The sequence below is a fragment of the Sphingobacterium endophyticum genome (assembly GCF_009733535.1).
Classification (GTDB): Bacteria; Bacteroidota; Bacteroidia; order Sphingobacteriales; family Sphingobacteriaceae; genus Sphingobacterium; species Sphingobacterium endophyticum.
The window spans coordinates 70,363-92,586 of sequence record NZ_SMMI01000013.1 but is presented as its reverse complement, the minus strand read 5'-3'; the positions used below and the strand labels follow the sequence as shown (position 1 = coordinate 92,586).

The following is a 22,224-nucleotide window of genomic DNA, read 5'->3' as shown; positions in this document are numbered from 1 at the left end:
TTAATTCAAGTTTAATGGGATAGCTAAAACGAATATATTTAATTTTTCGGAATTATCAATATATCGCAAATCACCTTCATGGAGCAAGGCAAATGAATGTGATAAAGCTAATCCCAGTCCTGAACCTTCAATCTGACTATGCTTGATAGATCTATGAAATGGTTTAAATAAATACTCAATTTCTCGATTATTTAGTATAGCTCCATCATTCTTAACCTCAAGAATCCAATATTTTAAATCTTCTTTTAAAAACAAATTTATTTCAACGAATTTATCCGAGTACTTTAAAGCATTGGAAAATAGATTTTCAATTATTTTCGATATCATATCCTCGTCAGCAAAACCATAAATACCCGGAGTAATATGATATTGAAAGTTTAGGTTTTCGATTTGAAAGGAAGATTGATAATCATAAACATATTCTTGAATTAATCCTGAGATATCAATTTTCTTCAAATCAAGAGGATTAACTCCAGTTTCTACCTTTCTAAAATCTAGAATACTATTCGTTAATTTCACCAACTTATCTGTATTTTTTTGCATCGTCGTAAGTAAACGAATTGTGCGATCCTCACCTAGCTCCCTATGATCAACCAGCTTTTCCAATGGCCCTTTAATTAATGTTAATGGAGTTTTGATATCATGAGCTACCTGTGTAAAAAAATCCAATTTTGACTGGTAAAGGCGCCTTTCCCGATTAGCATTGATCTCAAGTAATCTCCTTCTATTTTTATCCTTAATTTTTCCATCAAAAAATTGATAGACAAAGAAGATGATTAATATCAAAACGATAGAATAGATAATGATTGCTATATTACTCGCCCAAAATGGCCTCTTTACTTCAATTGGAATACATATCTCATCCGAAATAATCCTTCCTTGACTATCTATTGCCTTTACCAATAAGCTATAGTTTCCTGTTGGTAATTTCGTATAATAAGCCATATTATTTCGACTCAATATCCAATCATTATCAAATCCTTTTAACTTAAACATATAGGATGTCGAAGCTGCATCAACATAATTCAATGCTGCAAAATCAACCTCTAAGGTTGATTCATCATAATCCAAAACCAACTTATTATAAGTCAATTTAGAGTCCACCCCTAAAATTGAAGCATCATGAATATTGATTGGACGTTTTGATGATTTTGCAGATGTAAAATAAATAGGAACTTTTGTTTCTGAATTTCTACTTTTTAACAAACTATCAGGATGAAACTTTATTAGGCCATTCGTAGATCCAAAATACATAAAGCCATCTTTATCTTTATGCATCGAATTATAGTTAAACTGTAAGTTAGACATGCCAAACTCTTTATTATAAACACTTAATATTAGTTTATTCACCTCTATACTGATTAACCCATTGGTTGTAGAAAGCCACATATTCTTATTAGAGTCCTCCTGCATCGAAAGAATTAAATTGCTAGGAAGCCCATCAGATTTTGTAAAACTTTTGATTGGCGTAGAATTCTCATCCCAAATAGTTAATCCATTTTCTGTGGCAATCCATATTTTCCCTTCGGAATCCTGTTGAATTTTATTAGTTCTATTACTATTTATGGTAGTTGCATCCTTTGAATCATGCTTAAAAACCCTGCTTTTCTTTAAGTTTGTGTCGATAGTATAGACTCCATCCCTCCATGTCGTCAACCAAATTCTTCCCTTCTTATCTTCTAAAATCGAGGTGTAAAATATGGAATCTGGAACAACTAGAACCTTAAGGAATTTATCATGACCGGGTATAAATTGATAAAGCCCTTGCGGACTTGTCAAAAATATCCTACCATTTTTAGTCTTATAGGCACTCATAATAAAATTCGAGCCTAAAGTTGAATCAGTATTCTCCTGATTATAATGGGCAATCCTTCTTTTACCATTAATACTCAATATATCCAGCCCATTATTAAAGGTTCCGATTAATAAGCTGTCGCCAACAATTTCTAAACCATGAATGTTATTGTGGGAAAGTCCTGTTTTAGTAGAAAAATGCTGAAATGAATTCTCCTTTTTATTCCATAAGTTCAACCCATTATCTTCAGTACCTACCCACAGATTACCATTAGAGTCTTCCCGTATTTCCCGAACAGCATTTCCAGAAATGGAATTAGGGTCATTCCTTGGGTATCTCCTTTCAAATAAATTATGTTTTTGATGGAAATAACTGAGGCCTCCAAAAAAAGAGCCTACCCAAACTCCGCCTTGATGATCTTTCAATATAGAATAAACCGCATTATCTGCAATTGACCACGGATTGTCATGCTCATGGGTATAAACTTTAATCCTATTTGTATTTTTTTGATAAACGATAAGACCGGATTCAGAAGCTATCCAAAGCTCACTTGGATTATAACTCTTAATATCTCTTACAAATAAATTAGTGCCTTTTTTTACAGTTGCTAGAACCAGCTCCAACTTTTGATTTTTCTGATCAAATTTTAATAGGCCATGATGTTGAGAACCAATCCACAAATTGTCATTTATATCGAAAAAAAGAACCTCAACATTGATCGATTTAATGTTCTTAAGGGTATTGAAAAGAATAGCTTGAGATTGATTTATATGAAAGATCCCTTCATGGGTTGAAAACCAAATTTCCCCTTTTTTATTCTTCGTGATGGAAGTAACTGTTTTACCATTACATTCAAGCTTAGGTTCAGTACTTTTATTAGGATCAAAGCTGAATAACTTGTAATTAGATATAAACCAAATTTTACCATGTTTATCCTGCTGTATTTCGGTAATTTCCTTCATTTTAGTAGCCAACACTAAAACAAAACTGTCTTTCTCATTTAGAAATTTATAAAGGCCATTATCTGTCCCCACCCAAAGTCTATTCTTTTGGTCGACCAATAAACAAGTGAAATAATTCGTCCCTAATCCATTCTTCTCATCTATATCACTGAAATATTTTTTAAAAGTGTAGCCATCAAAACGATTTAACCCGTCTTTTGTACCAAACCATAAAAACCCGTTTTTATCCTGTACACTGCATAACACTGCATTGTTAGATAACCCTTCATTGATCGTAAAATGATCAAAATTATATCCCTGGCAATACCCTTTAATGCATAAACAGAAAAAAAAGAATAGTAATAAGGATAGGTTTTTCATTTGTAAGGTCTTAGCAAATTTCAAGTTAGTAAATTTATTGAAAAGATATATCCGCTAGAAGTTTAACCATTACATAAACCAATTATGATACAAAATGGATATAAATTGAGATAAATCTACAATTTAAAGATTTTTACCCTTCCTAAATTTGGTTATCAATTATAAACTAACCAATCATCCAATGAAAAAAAGATTCCTAAATTCTTTACACATTCGATATTTATTGATGCTATGTATATCGACTCCATTGGTTCCAATGTTAGGGCAAGCAGAAACCTTTCCTCTCCTAATTCTTAGTTTTCAACAGCAAGAGATAAAAGGGACCGTCAGAAATCAACAAGGAGAACCATTACAGGGGGTAACCATATTACCAAAATCAAATTCTAATTCTGGAACAGTGTCTGATATAGATGGAAATTTTACACTACAGGTAAATTCCAGCAATGAAACTATTGTTTTCAGAAATATTGGTTATATAACCCAAGAAATACCTGCGAGCACTCAACCAATGACCGTTGTTTTAGTTACTTCGGATGACAATCTTGAAGAAGTTGTTGTCGTAGGATACGGTACCCAAAAGAAAGAATCTCTTACAGGAGCTATTTCAACTGTTACATCAAAGGATTTATCAAGATCTGTCGCCGCAACAACATCTGGAGCTTTGGTTGGTAAAATCGCTGGTGTTAATAGCCGTATGCCCGACGGAAGACCCGGAGCCTCAACAAGTATAAATATTAGAAATATGGGTACACCATTATATGTTATTGATGGTGTGCAAAAAGACGAAGGTCAGTTCAATAATTTAGACTTTAATGATATTGAAAGTATTTCGGTATTAAAAGATGCTTCAGCTGCAATTTATGGCGTCAGGGCTGCAAATGGTGTAGTTGTTGTAACGACCAAAAAAGGAGCTCGAGGTGATAAGAACGAATTCAATATTAATTCTTATTACGGCTGGCAGAGCATGTTTAGATTCCCAAGACCTGCAAGCGCTGCAACCTATGTAAAAAGTTATATTCAATCAGACGCTATTTTAGGAATTCCAAATCCTCAATATACCCCAGATGATTTAGCTAAATGGGAACAAGGAACAGAAAAAAATTATAGGCCATGGGATTGGTATGATTATATCTTGGAGACAAGTCCTCAAAAGTACATTTCAGGCAATGTGTCTGGGGGATCTGAAAAAATCAATTATTATTTAAGCGCAGGCCACTTAGATCAAGCTTCAATTATTAGAAATTATGGTGGCTTTAAAAGAACAAATGTTCAATTAAATATCGAAGCAAATGTTTCTGAAAAACTGAAAATTGGCGGAAATTTAAACGGTAGAATCGAAAAACGTAGACAACCAGGTGTCCCTGGTGCTGACGATACATGGCAAGCTCTATTTGCGATATACAGAAACTTACCTACTGCCAGACCCTATGCCAATGACAACCCACTTTATCCAGCAAGAACGGCTTCAAATACTGAGACAAACTTCGCAATGTTAAACTATGATTTATCTGGTGAATTTAAGGATACTTGGCGAGTGATGCAGCTTAACTTTAATGCAGAATATAAAATAAATGACCACCTTAAACTAAACGGATTAATGGGTTACTATCTTGCAAATCGCTGGATGGATAACCAAGAATTTACATATAAATTGTATGGTTATGAAGAGACAACAGATACATATCCTGTAGTCTTCAGCATGGATAATCCATGGCGCGAACGCGATATTAGAATGATCGAAGAATTAAACTATCAAGGAACATTAACCTATAACCAGAGTTTCGGAGATCACCATTTCAATGCAGTATTTGCCGCAGAAGCCATACAAAGAGATACACCAAGATTTTGGGCCCATGACAGGCCTGCATCAAATGCCTTATCATTGATGTACTTCCAAACAATGGACCAGTTTGATGATTATGGTAATGACACCCAAGCAAGAGCTGGTTTCGCTGGTCGTATAAATTATGATTTTGCACAGAAATACCTTCTTGAAATAGCTGCAAGGTATGATGGATCATGGAAATTTCCACAGGATAGCCGTTGGGGGCTATTCCCATCAGTATCTGCAGGTTGGCGAATCTCTCAGGAAGATTTTTGGAAGGATTCTAATTTTGGATCCAAGTTTTCTGACTTTAAAATTCGTGGATCTTATGGAGTACTTGGTGATGACAACCTTGATCCTTGGAATTATTTTGCCTTCGGATTTATGCCAGGCTATACATATAAGGTAGGTGGTTCTACAATTGGTGGAAATTATGTGGTGGGTGCTCAACCTCGAGGACTTCCTGTAACTACTCTATCTTGGATTCGGGCTAATACTTTTGACGTCGGAATTGATTTCTCTCTATTTGGCGGAAAATTAAATGGTACGTTAGATTACTTTAATAGAAAAAGAACAGGGTTACCGGCTTCCAGATATGATGTGTTAATGCCTATGGAAGTTGGATTCGGACTTCCTTATGAAAATTTAAATTCAGATATGCATCGCGGTGTGGATGGTAGCATCATGTGGACAAGTACAATGAAAGATTTTCGATATAATATTGGAGGAAATTTCACTTTTGCCAGACAAATTGATGGTCAACAATATAAACCAAGATTTGGAAATGCATATGATCAATACAGAAACTCAATCTTAGACCGATATGCCTTCTTAAATTGGGGATATGAATCTTTAGGTCAATTCCAATCCTGGGACGAGATTAGAAATTATGATGTCGATAATGACGGACAAGGGAATACGAGTTTAAGACCTGGCGATATTAAATATAACGATGTAAATGGAGACAAGGTCATCAATGGCTTAGATCAGAGGCCAATCGGATATAGACAAGGTGGATTACCATATTTAAACTTTGCTCTAAATTTAGGCTTCGGATACAAAGGGTTTGATATTGCTGCTGACTTTACCGGTGCTTCGTTTGCATCCTATAGAGCAAATTGGGAAGGTATGCTTCCATTCCATGATGGTGGAAATAATGCCGCATATTATATGGAGAATCAATGGATGCTTTCAGATATTACGGATCCAAATAGTGAATTAATTCCAGGTAAATTCCCAACCCTAATTCGAGGAAACCAAAATCATAGCAATTATTGGCATAGTGATTTTTGGGTGATGAATGTGACTTATTTAAAATTAAGGAATCTTCAGCTTGGATATACCCTACCAAGTCAATTAACAGAAAGATGGGGATTCAAAAATATCAGGGTCTTTTCAATGATGCAAAATGTATTTAGCATTGACAATCTTGGTAAAATGAAAATCGACCCGGAAATAACTGCTGAATCTGGAGTACAATATCCAACAAACCGGGTAATCAACGTGGGATTAAACCTAACTTTTTAATCATGAAGAATTTTAAACTATATATACTTTCTGCTGTATTATTGGCTAGTTCAGCCTCATGCAATAAATTTCTCGATCGAGATTCCGAATCAATTCTTTCTGATCAACAAGTCTATTCTGACGAAAAAATGGTCATGTCGGTTCTAGCAAATTACTATGGTAGAGTAAGTTGGGGACAACATATTGCCAATACCGGTAGTATGGCTCTATTAGATGAAGCTGCATTTTCGTCAGGGGGACCTAATAATATGCAAGATTATGCGGATGATCTCTGGAGAGTTTACGACTATACGCTATTAAGAGATCTGAATTTGTTCATTAATGGTGTGAAAAACTCAACTTTCAGTAAAGAGGTCCAAAATAATTTTGAAGGTGAAGCACGCTTTCTAAGAGCATGGACTTATTTTAACATGGCAAGATCCTTAGGTGGAGTTCCTATCATTAAAGATGAAGTATTCGACTATCAAGCTGGAATAGATATTACCACTTTACAATATCCTAGATCTACAGAAAAAGAAACCTATGATTACATCATCAATGAATGTACGGCTATTAGCGAACTTTTAAGTGCCAACAAAAACACCAACTCTGCAAGAGCTAATAAATGGGCAGCATTGGCATTAAAAGCTAGAGCAGCACTTTATGCAGGTTCAATTGCAAAGTACAATTACAAAACACCTGAAGTAAAAACAGCTGGTGGAGAAGTTGGAATTCCTGCAAATGAAGCAACAAAATTCTATACCACTGCTTATGAAACAGCAAAAGAAATCTTACAAAATAGTCCTTATGAGATCTATAATAAAAATGCAGATAAAGGCCGAAACTTTTATGAAGCTGTAAGTAGTAAAACCAGTACAGAAGTTATTTGGGCAAGAGATTATAAATACCCTGGCCAGACCCACCAATTTACTAATAATGTTATTGCTTCATCTGTACGTGGTGATATCGACGCCAATATTATTACGCCTGTATTAAATCTCGTAGAAGATTTTGAATATACTGACAGTCGAAATGGAGCCCTGAAATTAACCAATGCTTCTGGAGAATTTATCTATTACAACAATCCATCTGATGTATTCTCAAAAAAAGACCCTCGATTATATGGTACCATCATTTATTCTGGTGCGGATTTTCTGGGATCAACAATTACCTATCAAGCTGGTGTTAGATATTTAGAGGGTGGAACCTGGAAAATTAAAACTGCAGAACCTGGAAAATCAGAAACGCCATTCGGATTAATTACAAGTATGGATGGGCCTACTACTTCGAACGACCAATTCGTAAATAAATCAGGATTCAATATCCGAAAATTTGTCGAAGAAAATCGTGATGCTTCTACTCGCGGTAGAGGAAGTGATATGTGGTTTGTACGCTTTAGGCTTGCTGAAGTTGTATTAATTGCCGCTGAATCTGCTCTAGAACTAAGCAAACCTCAAACTGAAGTTGCTGGCTATATTAATCAATTAAGAGACAGAGCGGGAATTCAAAAGCTTTCCACTGTAACATTTAATGATATTGTCCAAGAAAGAAGAGTTGAGTTAGCATTCGAAGATCATCGTTATTGGGACCTTAAAAGATGGAGAATTGCACATACAATTTGGAATGGGCAACAAGGAAATGCTACTTCAACAATGTTTGTTCTGTTTCCATATAAAATCTATGCTCCTGGAAATCCTAATCATGGAAAATGGGTTTTTGAAAAACGAAAATCTAGCCATGTTATGTATCCGAGATATTTTAGATTTCAAAACTATTACAATTTTATCGCTCAAGAATGGATTGATAAAAACCCTAAACTAGTTCGAAACCCTTATCAATAAAAAGATGAAAAGAATTAATATATTATCAATATGTTCTATTTTAATGATTATTCTTCTCCTCTCCTGTGGAAAGGATAATTATGAAGCACCAAATGCTACTTTAACTGGAAAAGTTACATACAATGGTACACCTGTTGGAGTAAGAGGTTCTAATAATTCTGTAAGGCTTCAATTGTGGCAAAATGGATTTGAATTAAAAAATCCGATTGACGTATATGTTACTCAGGATGGTTCATTCTCTGCTGCATTGTTTAATGGCAACTATAAATTAATAACTGTTCCTGGTAATGGTCCCTGGAAAATAGTTACAGACACTTTGGATATTAATGTCAACGGAAATACGGATATTGAATTCCCGGTTGAACTTTATTATAGTCTAAAAGATGTAAAATATCAACTAAATGGTAACAATCTTATAGCAACATTGAATATTCAAAAATTAGATCCAACAAAATCTTTGGATGATATAAGCTTGTTAATCGGTAAAACAAAATTTGTTGATCTTGGCCTTTTCATTAAAAGAGAAATTAAAAGCGGTGATTCTGAAGGAAATATAACCCTATCCTTAGATATTGGATCTGAACTGCAATCCAATCCAACCCTATTTGCTAGAGTTGCTGTAAAGATAAATGGAATAACTGAAGCTTTATATGACCCTAACATACATCAGGTTAAATAAGTATATTTAAGTATTTAAACCAAATCATTAATAATAAATAACTAACCAAAAACAAATACAAAAATAATATGATGAAGAAAACAATTGCTATTGCATGTTTAATTGCCGCTACTGCAACTCAAAGTAATGCTCAAAGTTGGGCTCCCGTTAAGGATAAAATTTTAACACCATGGGCAGAGCAGGTTACTCCTCAAAATGCACATCGTGAGTATCCTAGACCACAATTGGAAAGACAAAACAATTGGCAAAACTTAAATGGTTTATGGAAATATAAAATTACCAATAAAGATCAAAAAGAAATTCCTTCCTCTTGGGATGGAGATATTTTGGTACCATTTGCAGTGGAATCTGCTTTATCAGGTGTCGCTAAAAGGGTAACTAAAGATGATGCTCTATGGTATAATAATCAAATAACTATTGATAAAAAATTAAATAAAGGCAAGATATACCTCAATTTTGGAGCGGTTGATTGGGAATGTGATATTTATGTCAACGGTAAACATGTTGCTAACCATCAAGGTGGTTTCGATCCATTTAGCATTGATATCACTAATGCGATAAAAAAAGGAAAAAGTCAAGACATTGCTATTCGTGTATGGGATCCTACCTCTGACGGACCTCAACCTCGTGGTAAACAAATTAATGATCCTCATGGAATTTGGTATACGCCAGTTTCTGGTATATGGCAAACAGTTTGGTTAGAGTCTGTTCCTGAAACTCATATTGTCAGCACTAAACAAACTCCTGATGTAGATCAATCTGTTCTTAAAATATCAACTGAAATATCCTCAGTTAAGCCAGGAGATGAAATTCTTGTTGAAGCTTATGATAATAACAACAAAATTGCCGAAATCAAATCTAATCCCGGAGAAGAGGCTCAATTAAAATTAAATAACCCTCAATTATGGTCACCTGAATCGCCTAAATTATATGATTTAAAAGTGAAGGTGCTAAGAAAAGGTAAGGTTGTGGATGAAGCAAATTCCTATTTTGCCATGCGTAAAATCAGCTTGAAAAAAGATGCTAATGGAATTCAAAGAATGTACTTAAATGACAAATTTGTTTTCCACTATGGTCCTTTAGACCAAGGCTGGTGGCCAGATGGCTTACATACAGCTCCTTCTGATGAAGCTCTAAAATTTGATGTCGTTAAAACGAAAGAAATGGGCTTTAATATGATTAGAAAGCATATTAAAGTAGAGCCTGCAAGATGGTATCGACACTGTGATAGTATCGGCGTATTAGTGTGGCAGGATATGCCAAGCGGTGACTTAGGTGGAAATATATGGGATATGAACCCTGGAAAAATTAGATTTGGTAAACACGACAAAGATCGTACACCAGAATCAGAAGCAATTTATAAGAAAGAATGGAAAGCTATAATGTCAACCCTACACAACTTCCCTTCAATAGTTGTTTGGGTTCCTTTTAATGAAGCATGGGGACAGTTTAAATCTAAGGAAATTGTAGACTGGACCATTCAAAACGATCCTTCCCGATTAGTAAATGGTGCTTCAGGCGGAAACTTTGGAGCTCCAGGACATATCTTTGATATTCACAATTATCCTGATGCTGCAATGCCTAGTCCTGAATTATTTGGCGACAAATATGTACTCGTATTAGGAGAATATGGTGGCCTTGGATTACCTGTTGATGGACACACTTGGCAACAAAAAGATAATTGGGGTTACCAATCATTCAAAAATGCTGATGAATTGAAAAAAAGATATCAAGAAGTGGTTACTGATCTCAGTAATTTAATCCCTCTGGGACTTTCTGCAGGGGTATATACGCAAACTACCGATGTTGAAATTGAAACGAATGGTTTAATGACTTATGATAGAAAAGTCATTAAGATTCCCGCAAATGAATTAAAAGAAATTCATAGCAAACTCTATAACAAAGATTTAGTAAAATAATTGGAATAAATAAGAAAGGACCATCATGTGGTCCTTTCTACTATTTGGTTTAATATCTAACCTTTAACGCAATTTTACCAAGATCACCTAATTCCTCCTGATTGGAGAAATATGACTTTCCACCTTTTGAAATTACATCCCAAGCAATCGTAGAAACGATATCATCAACAACACCTGTTTCTTTTGGATCACCTACAATTTCAAAGGTCCGATCGGAAGTCATTTTTACAGGCTGCTCAAAGTCCTGTTGAACAATTAGAAGCTCTCCTCTACCATCTATGGCCGCTTGATAAATATCTTGAAGATCAGTTAATACTTGACCATTTGAAATACCTTGCTTTAGATTACCAATAGCCTCAGTCCTATCTGTTTTCTGCAGATCTTTAATAGTTTCAAATGCTTGCTTTGCCATCTTATCGGGTTCTGAAGCATCATAATTTTTGTTATCATGTGCAATATACATTTTTGGTAAATCAGCAACTTCTTGTAACATAGCAAAATTTGGTTCAGTTGAAATAACAATTACATCTAAACCATTCGTGTTATGCACTGCAACTACAGCTTTATCAATTTGATTAAAATATTCCTTTAGACGATTTTCTATTTTATTATTATCAGATCCTGAAACGTCAAGTGGATTTGCATCAAAAGGGAAATCATCATTCGTAATTTCACTTTCTATCGTATCATTTAAGGCATGGAATAGATGAGCGCCGCCTTGTGATATTGATAGTATCATATAGTCCTTAGTTCTATTCATTGCCTTAATTAATGGTTTAACTGCAAATGAATCATCTATAAATACTCCTTCTTTATCCACGGGCCAGGGTGAGGCCACTAATTCTTCTATGTTTTCTGAAATAAACACATGCAGGCTTTTCATTAATTGTATTTCCTCAATTTTCTCAGGAATTCCTGCAATTTTTTCAAGGATACCTTCAGATTCTCTTTTCCCAAATTCTTCAATAATTCTTGATTCTGCTTCCTTAGATAGATTTTTTAAAGTAATAGCATTCTTCTCACTATCGGGATATGTCAAAAATGTATTAAATGAAATTGTAATGCTAGGTGAATCTTTTTGCTCAGTAAGTGATCCTATAATTTCTTTAAGTGCCATAAAATAAAATATTTAATGTGATGTAAAATAGCTGAATGCTATTTACTCAACATTAAATAATTGATATAGTTTTATTTTTATGACTTTAGCAAATAAAATTAGCAGCTAAGCAACTCTATCTCCAAAAAATGATTTGTAGAAAAATCGGATGAGCAAAAATTTTTAAACTACCATCTTCCTCCAGCTCCACCTCCACCTGAAGAACCTCCGCCAAAACTACCTCCACCACTAGATGAACCTCCGCCACTTGAAGATCCTCCACTTGAACTTCGTGTTAATTTAGGAATGATATATGTATCATTAATTACATAATAATCACAGTTATTACAATCATCAACAAGTTCACCTTTTCCTGAAGATGAGTATGTTGCAGCTTTTATTTGTTTCTTTTTATCTTTCTCTAAAGTATAAAAATGACATTTTGGACATTGATGAAATCTTTTCTTAATTTCCCAAGGCACTAACATTATTTTATTAGATAGTTTATCTTTCCAAATTTCATATTTCCTGGATCCAATCTTTTCTTCATTAAGATTGCCCTTATCCAAATACTTACTAGTCTCAGATTTATTGCTTGTCCGATTTATCCTTTCCCAATTGCCGGAATTGTCTGGTGGATCAAAACGATTTTTATCCCTATTTAGTTTATTAAATATACTCCCCATATTGAATAAGGCCAAGGGTGCTAATATGGAAGGAAGAAAAGTAAATGCAGCAAATTTCTTTAAGGCATTTCCTTTCTCTTGTTCATCATTGTAGCTCTTTAATATGGCATCATGGGAATCATTCATTTTCATCGCTAAAATTATCCCCCCTAGAACAAAAGCAAAATAGGGTATATTTTTAACTTGATAGACCTCCTCAAGGTTTTTAAATACAAAGGCAAATAAAAATACACTCAAAAACATGAGCAATCCCATACAACCCAAACCATAAAAAATTGGGACTATCGGTTTAAGTTTTTGACCTTTAGCGGTAAATTGTTTGCTGATAAAATGGATATACAAATATAGGGTCAAAAAAAAACCACAAACTAAAAGAGTATTTCTAAATATTGTATTTCGAAGACTAAAAAATGGGATTGCCTCCGGCATGAGGGATTCTAATTCTTTGACGGAATCAGGTGACTTAAGTATATGCGCAATAAACTCGCTTGCTTCTAAAACCCCTTTGTTATAATCCTCATTTCTGAAATTTGGAACCAGATACTTTTCTCCTACTCTCTTCAAATAAATATCAGGAAATATTGATTCCATCCCGTAACCAGAAATAAAACGATATTGTCTCTTATCTTTAGAAATAAATAGCAGTAAACCATTATTTACCTCCTTTTTACCTATTCCCCATTTGTTAAATAGATCAAGAGCAAATTGAAAATCATCATCACCCGTATAATCATTTACAACGACTATCGCATATTCAGAACCACTAACTCGCTCAATTTCAGTCGACAATCTATCCAGACTATCCACTGTCCAACTATCCAATACAGCATCAGGATTGCTCACAAAATAATTCTGACCTCTTTCTTTTGGACTTGGAACACTTTCAATAGTATATATTGTCTGGGCATCTAATGATATGTTTAAGAATATGGCAAAACATACAATTAACCCTAATCGAACATTCACAAGGAATAAATATTTCTTGAATTTTTTAGACAGTTTATTTTTCAACATTTTATTTCATCATGATCAGATAATTAAAAATAATAAAATATTAGCTGAGAATGCTATTCTAGGTATTGACATATATAAACTGTAGATATAAATTTTTAGAAATGACTCCCTATCTTTTAAAATTGTAATTAGTTAGTTACCAAACCGTTTTTTAAATTAGCATTACTTTTCCTTGACATTAGATTCTATTTATGGTCTATAATTTGAGAAATGCTATTTATGACAAAATTACTTAAAGTTTTTATCGTCCTTGCCTTATTAATAGGTGTTACATGGTTTGTATGGGAAAGAATTAAACCAGGACCTACAAAAGAGACCAATCATCAAATTCTTGTTGAAAAGATTGAAGCTATGGGTAAACTTGAATTGGTTAAATATCGCTTCAGTGATGTAGTGGAACATAAAAACATGACTGCTTATTTACCCGATGCTAGTGTGCTTTTAATTATTAAAGCGGATGCTGTGGGATGTATTGATTTAACAAAATTAAACGCTAATGATGTTGAAGTCATTAATGATTCTGTTACGATCAATCTTCCAAAAGCAGAAATTTGTTATGTTAAAATTGATCATAAAGACTCAAAAGTTTATGATACAAAAATGGCATTCTTTAGAGAAGCTACTTTAGTTGATGAAGCATTTAAAGCGGCAGAAGAAGAAATTACAAATCAAGTTAAAAAATCAGACATCCTGGCACAAACACAGAATAATGCAACACATGTGTTAAAACCTTTGTTAGAAGGATTGGGATATACTAAAGTAAAATTGACCTTCAGGTAAACCTTTGAAATGAATCGTGAGGATAAAAATGTATTTAAAGTTTATGACAATGTCAGTGAATGGTATAATGAAAACAGAAGTAAAGATCTAATTGAATTAAAATATTTACAGGAATTATTATCCCATTTGCCGGAGAGATCGGAAATTCTAGATTTAGGTTGTGGTACAGGAAAACCAATTATGGAGTATTTTCTTTCTCAAAATTGTCGCGTAACTGGGGTCGATGCAAGTTGGAAAATGTTAGAAATTGCAAAATCAAACTTTCCAAATAATGAATTCTACCTGATGGATATGAGGGACTTGAATATAGAAAGGAAATTTGATGCAATTATTGCCTGGCATAGCTTTTTTCACTTACCTGTTGATGACCAGGAAAAATTAATTCCTAGATTATCTAACCTATTAAACCCAAATGGATTATTATTATTTACTTCTGGGCCGGAGAATGGAATTTCATGGGGAAAAATTAATGGTCAAGATTTATTCCATGCCTCAATGTCGGAAAGCGATTATAAAATCCTTCTTCAAAATAATAACTTCCACGTGATTAACCATGTTGTTGAAGACCCTTTGTGTGGTGGTGCTACAATCTGGTTAGCTCAACGTGTTAATTAACTTCTAAAAATTTTACCTTTTTCATATCGGGAAGAAAATAAGCAATTATTCCAATCAAAGGAAGATAAGAGCATACCAAATAAATATTTTCCAAAGAGGTATAATCTGCCCAATATCCTAAAATTGCTGCTCCTAATCCTCCCATTCCAAAGGCAAATCCATAAAATAAACCAGAAACCATCCCTAATTTCCGTGGCAACAATTCTTGAGCATACACAAGGATAGATGGAAAGGCAGATGCCATGATTAATCCAATTATAAATACTAAAATACCTGTCCAAAATAAACTCGCAAATGGAAGTAACAAAGTAAATGGAGCACAGCCTAATACTGATAACCAAATAATATATTTCCTACCCAAATAATCTCCCAGAAAACCCCCAAAGAGTGTTCCTAATGCTACTGCTATCAAAAAATAAAATAAATATACCTGCGCTTGTACATCTGAAATTGCAAATTTCTCCATCAAATAAAATTGAAGGTAACTGGTTATACTGGCGATATAGACATATTTTGAAAAAATCAACAGCAATAAAATCCCAATTGAATAATTTATTGTCGATTCCGAGAGATCCGGAATCTTTATCAATTTTTTTGCCTGCCCTTTAACCGAGTGAAGAACTTTTTTATACCAAATCGCTATATATGACAATAAAATTTGAGCAAATACCCCAATAAGCAGAAACCAAAGGATAAACCTTTGCCCATGCGGCAATACAAATAATGCCAATAGTAATGGTGCAAGTGCAGATCCTGTATTTCCTCCGATTTGAAAAATAGATTGTGCTAAACTCCTCTTCCCCCCGGAAGATAAATATGCAACTCTTGAAGATTCCGGATGGAAAATAGAAGATCCAACCCCAACCATTGTAACTGAAAAGAGAACTGAATAATAATTATTCGCAAATGACAACCCAATAACCCCAATAATACTGAAAAACATGCCTATTATTTGAGAATATGGCTTTGGATATTTGTCTGTATATGCCCCGACTATGGGTTGGAACAAAGAAGAAGAAATTTGAAAACAAAATGTTATTACTCCAATTTGGGCAAATGATAAATTAAAATTGTCCTTCAACATTGGATACGATGCCGGAATTATGGCCTGAATCATGTCGTTGGACATATGTGCTAGCGCGATTGCTATTAATATTGGATAGGTAGTTTTCGATTGATCGTAAGTAAATGATTTTTGTGGCATATACATTTGATAATGATTCAAAATACGAAGTATCTAATTAATCAATGTGATTATTGGAATCCGCATTTTACTGAACAAATGTAATGGTTAAAATTTTGTTCATCCATAATTTCAAGAATTATTATCATTCCAAATAATTACGGGTTTTCTGTTAAAAATTGTTTCCAACGTTAAAGCATTGGAATGTCAAGATTCAAGAGTTACACTTTTCCGAAAAGACAAAGCGGAATTTAGTCCATTCTAATAGGATAAAATTCCGCTTGCCTTTGGGTTCAATACTACGGTCACTCGGACTGAAATAAAATTTAGCTTAAAGAATTGTTTTTTATTTTAACTGCAATGCAGATTTTATATCATCATACATAGCCATGTAGTCCATCTCCTCTTTTCCGTTATCGCTAAATACTTTCCCTTTAACCATTACCTTAAAACTACCATCCTTTTGGGGTACTTCTAAAACTTGTGAAATTTTCACATGACTCCCCGCGGGAAATTCAGCTTTTAATTCGGCATTTGGCATTTCGCTTTCTGCGGATAAAAAATTTCCAGATTTACCTCCTTCAGAATGAGTGTAATGATAATAATAGGTCTGACTTTTTGTAAGAAATATATTATTCGCAATATCTGCATACTTAGGATCTTTTGTCATATCTCCTTTTTGTCCAGTACATGCTGCAGTTATCAGTATGCTGAATAATAAAATCAGAAAATTAAACTTGTTCTTCATCATAATATTTTAAAATTTAATAATATGGTAAAGATCGATAGCTGATTTGTTAATTCATGCATTCTCAAGAGAACAAAACATATACGATAACTTTTTTGGCTGTCTACAAATCATATACAGTAACCACCAAAAAATAGTATTTAATTCGAATATTCATAAAAAAGAAAGGAGCTACCTCTTTAACCCCTTTCTTTAAAATACCGTTTAATCTTTTTATATATTTTGAAAAAATTGAATGACCTGATTCAAATTAGTATCTTTCAGAATGACTTTCTTATCTTTATCCATCAGATAAATGGTAGGAGTAGCTTTTATAATATATAATCCTTTGTTTAAGATTTCTTGTTCAACATCAACACCATTGATCCAATTTGAAGGAATATTTTTTTGATAATTTTTCCAGATATCTATATTTCCATCGGGATAAATAGCTACTATTTTTAAAGCTCCTTTATCAACAACTGAATTAAATCCTGGATTAGCCTTAATCTGTTCAATCGTCTCCTCACAATTGCTACATCCTGGCTCATAAAATATTAATAAAGTAAATGGAGACTCAATCGTACTAAATTTTGAGTTGCTGCCATCAACAGAGAGATAGTTAAAATCAGTTGCTATTGATCCTCGTTTATTCTTTTTTAAAAGCGGTAATAAGGTCTCATATTTAATTTTATCGTCCGGAGTAACTTTGCCTGAAGAAATCAAATATTCAACTACTTTTTCATAATATTCATCGTTCCGCATTGGAGAATTCGGATTTGAGAGATAATTTTCAAATTGAAATTTAAAAAATTCAAAGACAGAAGGTTCAATTTTCGCTTCATTAAATACAGATTCAATTCCTTCTGCTAGCGTATCAAGACGAACTAATGGAAAATACCCTATATAATCTGCAATAGCCTGCTCCCCATACTGAGGATCAAATATTTTCACAGTATCTCTAAAATTAAAGTTATCCCAAAAATGATTAAATACATAATTAATCTTCCCTTCATCCCCTTCAATATGAGTGGGGGCTTTCGGAGGAGCATAACTTACTTTAGTACTATCAGTGATTGCTACTTCACTTGTTTTTTTATTCTGTTGACAGGATATTATACTAACACAAAATAAGATCAAAAGAAAATTCTTAATTACTTGCATATTTATTATAAATGATAATTATGGTTGTTAAAAATCATACCATTGCAAGTTAAATAAAAGAAAATGTAAATAATAGAATAGAATTTTATACAGTATTGCGTTTATTAAAGAAAAAAAGAAGCCTTGATATCGGGCGATACCAAGGCTAATTATTAATAGTTAGTGAATCTAAGCTTATCTATTAAGGGTGTACTTCACTCCTACCGAAGTGGATACAGCTCCTTCAAAATTTCTTCCTCCAACTTCGCCATCAAATTCATCTCCATAAAGATTTCCTCTGACATCTAAAGTAAGATCTAATGCATCTGTCAATCTAAACGTTTGCAATAATCCCAAATTTGGACTAAATTTTACTGAACCTGGATCTGATAAAACAGCTCCAAAACCAATTCCTACATAAGGAATAAGATTATACAATCGTCCTGGATCATATCCTAACGCATCATTTGTCCAATTGAACATAAAATCTGCGTGAACATTTATGTAATTAAATTTCTGATATTCTAGCTCTTGAGCAGCATTCAATACCTTTCCAGTGCTATACATCTTAGTTTGAGTAACACCTTTATAGTTAATACCATTCAAACCTAATCTAACTGCAAACCTTTCGTTCAACCATTTTCCACCATATATTTCAAAATGTGGAGCAATTCTTTTTCCTACAGAAAGCTGTTTGTCATGATCTCCAAAATATATTTGGCCACCTACATTCGCTCCAACAAACCAGTGCTTTAATTCTGTGTTTTCTTGGAAAGCTTTTTTCGCTATAAAAGATGTTTTCCAAGGTTCTTTGTCTCCAGGCTCCTTCGCGAAACCTACTAATGCAAACAATGTTGCTAAAATTATACTACTTAACTTTTTCATTAATGTTGTTTTATGTTTCAAAAAGAAGTTGATCTTACCTATAACTCATAATTGATAAAATCTTTTTAATCGCTTCTTTTTATTCGCTTCTGAATCTAAGACTATTTAAAGGCAACGAACTGACTTTTAAATAATTAAAATATATTTTTGAAAAATCAATAGTTAGTGTGATCCTTTATTTACTTTTCAAATCTCTCTGAACAACAATACGAATATACATCCTATTTTATCAGCTGCAAATTTAAATGAATAGCAAATTTTTACTTTTAATTAATTTTAGAAAACGTCAATATTATATATTTTCATCAATTTTTTAAAATTTATTTATTTTATATCATCTCTGTGAAATAAATATATCATTTAACGATACAAATTTACTCATAACATTTTTATTTAACAATAAATTCAGTTTGACATAAAAATAATTTGTAAATGATTATCTACAGTGCAATTTCATTATAAATTGAATCAAAATTCTCAATTTATTAAACGCAAAAAAAGGCTGTCCAATTGGACAACCTTTCCCCATAAATGACTATTGTTAATTATTTCTTACACATCGGATGTTCTCACTACCTCCCCAAGAGGATAAAGCGGTATGCAACCAAACGTTATCTCCTCCAAAAATCCCATTTTCCTTATTATCACTAACCCTATAGCAATATACACCCGTAACTAAACCTCCAAAAATACCTGTATCGCTAGTCCAGAAATATCCATTAACACCATCTTCATTGACACCGAAAATCCCTAATACAAGATTAAAATATCCCATTTTATTTATACGAAGCCTATTGCTTGGATAAGGAGCTCCTGTTCCTGTTGCAGCATATTCTACAAAATCAGGATCTAAGGTTCTTCCTGAAGTAACATTGATTAAAGCCTCCGTCTCATTACGACTAGGCATTCTCCAAGTGTTTAATGGATAGACACGTGTACATGGATCTTGTGCACCGATTGCCCCATTCGGAAAAGGTGCTTTAAAATTCCAATATTCTTCATCCACTCTGCCATATGAAGAACTTATCTGATGTCTAAAACGATAGGCCTTATCTGCTGAACTGAAGTATAAATTTGCTCTAGCCCATTCAACACCCGCAACTGTCAAGGGTGATTCTACCAAGTCAATGGCTGAAGTCATCCTATTTCCCCAGGTCATGGTACTTAAATTATTTGAATACTGAAATCCACTAGAAAATGTTCTTGTATCACCTTTATCCAGTTTTAATGTAATAGACTGAACATTGACAACGAATGGAGTGATGGCTTCTTGACCTGCTGTATAATAATAAGCTACTTTAATAGTATCCTTCGTTGCCCCAGAAATACTAGAAAATGTAAGTGGGCCTACGTCAACTGTATTTGTACTTTCATATTGACCTGTGAACAAATTCAAAACACCTTTTTTAACATAAGTATTATTTGCCAAGGTTGCTTGAATAGTTTGAATACCCGCAAACATACCTCTAGCACTTATTTCTACTCCTACTCTAGACGTTCTATGGTCAAATTCTAAATTCAAGGGCTTATTAACAACACCTTCACCAGTTACCATGACTGTGCCACTTGCGTAATATAATGCCTTATCAGTTAATGATTCGATAACTGGATTTGCTGTATTAGCCACATCAGGCAAATCATCTGCTGTATTATAGGTATAGGCATACCAATTATATTCAACATTTTTCTCAACTTCAACCTTAATTAATGAACCCGCAATTGCTGAAACAGTCTTAACATACCCTCCTGCTCTATATAATAAGATCTTATATTTGGTCCCTTGAGCCATTGGAATATTCGTTAATGCGGCAGCTTTTATATCACTTGAAGAACTTGACCTTTTCGATGTTGACACAACCTTATTCTCAAGAGTTTCATTTTTTAATTGGATATTAGCATCAAATCCTTGAAAAGATTTCCTTAATAAATTATTCTTAACAACAGCAGTTCTTTTAGAATTTCCTTTTAATTCATCAGTTCTTCCTGTTGCTGACATTATTGCCGGATCGCCTGCAACCTCCTTGATTCCTTCCACTTTGATACTTAAATACGCATCTCCTGAAAGATTTTCAACAACATCTTCTGAACCCTTTTTACATCCCATTAAAAAAAATCCGATTGTTAATATGGCTAATGGAATCCTAATATTTATTTTATAATTTGTTTTCATTATGAATGTTTTATATGATTTTATAGATCCATTTCTTGACGTTCTGTATCATCATACCAAGATTCTACCGATGGATATGAATTTCCATCTGTACCATTTCCTGGTGTAAAAGTTGCTGATGAAGCCAAAATACCTTGCTCAAGTTCAATACAAAACTCAACTATGCGTGGAGCAGAGTATTTAATTTTTCCTTTATTTCTCATGATTTTTATTAGATTTTATTGTTCCGCCATGGTAATTACTGCCCTACTTAATCTTGGGTCATCATAGAACATATTCTCAACACCACCGGCATGAACTACTCTCAATTGGGATGCTGATATACCAAATTCATTTACTAGGATATTGTAAACAGCTTGAGCTCTCTTTTTGCTCAACTCTTCGTTAATTTTTTCAGTTCCAGTTCCCATGTCAGCATATCCAGTAATTTTATATACGATATCAGGACTGCCTGTTTTGATTACTTTTGCAAAAAATCCTAAATTAACCCTAGTTTCTCTTGGTACTTCACTTTGATTGATTGGAAAAGTAACTAAAACTGGTGCCGCTAATACTTTATTTTCAACTTGTATATCGGTTATTGTTTGACTTTTTGCATTTTCCAACTGCTTCTTTAATGATTCATTATCATTAGACAATTCTTCAACACGAGCTATTAGATTTCTTAGTTGTTCTTCATCATATTTTATAATCCTGGTTTTCGGACCTTCCCAATTCCTTCTCTTAAATTTATAGGTCACACCAGCCATTGCAGATAATACCCCTTCATATTTTCGCTTGCCTAATTCCCCATCAAACCGGTCATTCACCATTGCTCCTCGTAAATCCAAAACAACATCTAATCCATCTGAAACCTTGAAGGAATTATATAATCCTATATTTGCACTTATTTCTTTCGCAATTGGTTCGTCTGTAGCAACCATCCATCCCAATCCAACATAAGGACTTAAATTATAAATCCGATTCTCTTTGTAGCCAGCAATTAAATTGCTCACATTATACATAACATCTCCACTCAGATGATAATAATTGAACTTT

The 22,224-nt window shown here is 33.5% G+C and carries 16 protein-coding genes; 6 read left to right on the top strand and 10 right to left on the bottom strand.

Going from position 1 to position 22,224, the window contains the following annotated elements; genetic code table 11:
• Nucleotides 1-3,117, bottom strand: coding sequence for a ligand-binding sensor domain-containing protein (locus E0Y80_RS15455; protein WP_156308572.1), 3,117 nt, complete (start codon nt 3,115-3,117; stop codon nt 1-3).
• Between the two features lie 181 nt (nt 3,118-3,298).
• Here E0Y80_RS15455 and E0Y80_RS15450 point away from each other — a divergent pair, with 181 nt between their 5' ends.
• From E0Y80_RS15450 to E0Y80_RS15435, 4 genes are all read left to right on the top strand, one after another.
• On the top strand, nt 3,299-6,469 hold the full coding sequence (locus E0Y80_RS15450; protein WP_197091624.1) for a SusC/RagA family TonB-linked outer membrane protein: 3,171 nt from the start codon (nt 3,299-3,301) through the stop codon (nt 6,467-6,469).
• Between the two features lie 2 nt (nt 6,470-6,471).
• Nucleotides 6,472-8,289, top strand: a complete 1,818-nt coding sequence (locus tag E0Y80_RS15445) for a RagB/SusD family nutrient uptake outer membrane protein (RefSeq protein ID WP_156308571.1) — start codon at nt 6,472-6,474, stop codon at nt 8,287-8,289.
• A gap of 4 nt (nt 8,290-8,293) precedes the next feature.
• On the top strand, nt 8,294-8,968 hold the full coding sequence (locus E0Y80_RS15440; RefSeq protein WP_156308570.1) for a DUF3823 domain-containing protein: 675 nt from the start codon (nt 8,294-8,296) through the stop codon (nt 8,966-8,968).
• A 68-nt stretch (nt 8,969-9,036) separates the two neighbouring features.
• Nucleotides 9,037-10,887, top strand: a complete 1,851-nt coding sequence (locus E0Y80_RS15435; protein WP_231596069.1) for a glycoside hydrolase family 2 protein — start codon at nt 9,037-9,039, stop codon at nt 10,885-10,887.
• Between the two features lie 49 nt (nt 10,888-10,936).
• Here E0Y80_RS15435 and E0Y80_RS15430 read toward each other — a convergent pair whose 3' ends face one another.
• Both E0Y80_RS15430 and E0Y80_RS15425 read right to left on the bottom strand, forming a co-directional pair.
• A complete protein-coding gene (locus E0Y80_RS15430; RefSeq protein ID WP_156308569.1) occupies nt 10,937-12,004 on the bottom strand; it encodes a baeRF3 domain-containing protein in 1,068 nt (355 codons plus the stop codon).
• A gap of 167 nt (nt 12,005-12,171) precedes the next feature.
• The gene (locus E0Y80_RS15425; RefSeq protein WP_156308568.1) at nt 12,172-13,683 is read right to left on the bottom strand and encodes a TPM domain-containing protein; all 1,512 of its coding nucleotides are present in this window, start codon (nt 13,681-13,683) and stop codon (nt 12,172-12,174) included.
• 219 nt (nt 13,684-13,902) lie between these two features.
• Between E0Y80_RS15425 and E0Y80_RS15420 the strand changes: the two genes are divergently transcribed.
• Entirely contained in the window at nt 13,903-14,463 is a 561-nt protein-coding gene (locus tag E0Y80_RS15420; RefSeq protein WP_156308567.1) for a DUF4230 domain-containing protein, read from the top strand.
• Nucleotides 14,464-14,472: 9 nt separating this feature from the next.
• Nucleotides 14,473-15,078: a class I SAM-dependent methyltransferase gene (locus tag E0Y80_RS15415; protein ID WP_156308566.1), complete on the top strand. Its 606-nt coding sequence runs from the start codon at nt 14,473-14,475 to the stop codon at nt 15,076-15,078.
• On the opposite strand, the gene E0Y80_RS15410 is transcribed toward E0Y80_RS15415, so the two are convergent.
• The 7 genes from E0Y80_RS15410 to E0Y80_RS15380 form a co-directional block, all read right to left on the bottom strand.
• On the bottom strand, nt 15,071-16,282 hold the full coding sequence (locus tag E0Y80_RS15410) for an MFS transporter (RefSeq protein WP_231596068.1): 1,212 nt from the start codon (nt 16,280-16,282) through the stop codon (nt 15,071-15,073). The genes E0Y80_RS15415 and E0Y80_RS15410 overlap by 8 nt on opposite strands.
• Nucleotides 16,283-16,607: 325 nt before the next feature.
• Entirely contained in the window at nt 16,608-17,012 is a 405-nt protein-coding gene (locus E0Y80_RS15405) for a hypothetical protein (RefSeq protein ID WP_156308564.1), read from the bottom strand.
• 210 nt (nt 17,013-17,222) lie between these two features.
• On the bottom strand, nt 17,223-18,152 hold the full coding sequence (locus E0Y80_RS15400; RefSeq protein WP_156308563.1) for a DUF5106 domain-containing protein: 930 nt from the start codon (nt 18,150-18,152) through the stop codon (nt 17,223-17,225).
• 174 nt (nt 18,153-18,326) lie between these two features.
• On the bottom strand, nt 18,327-19,016 hold the full coding sequence (locus tag E0Y80_RS15395) for a hypothetical protein (RefSeq protein WP_156308562.1): 690 nt from the start codon (nt 19,014-19,016) through the stop codon (nt 18,327-18,329).
• A gap of 541 nt (nt 19,017-19,557) precedes the next feature.
• Nucleotides 19,558-21,186: a fimbrillin family protein gene (locus E0Y80_RS15390; protein ID WP_156308561.1), complete on the bottom strand. Its 1,629-nt coding sequence runs from the start codon at nt 21,184-21,186 to the stop codon at nt 19,558-19,560.
• Between the two features lie 20 nt (nt 21,187-21,206).
• On the bottom strand, nt 21,207-21,389 hold the full coding sequence (locus tag E0Y80_RS15385; RefSeq protein ID WP_156308560.1) for a hypothetical protein: 183 nt from the start codon (nt 21,387-21,389) through the stop codon (nt 21,207-21,209).
• Between the two features lie 15 nt (nt 21,390-21,404).
• Nucleotides 21,405-22,181 (bottom strand): OmpA family protein, encoded by a 777-nt coding sequence (locus tag E0Y80_RS15380; protein ID WP_231596067.1) that lies wholly within the window; start codon nt 22,179-22,181, stop codon nt 21,405-21,407.
• Nucleotides 22,182-22,224 lie beyond the last annotated feature (43 nt).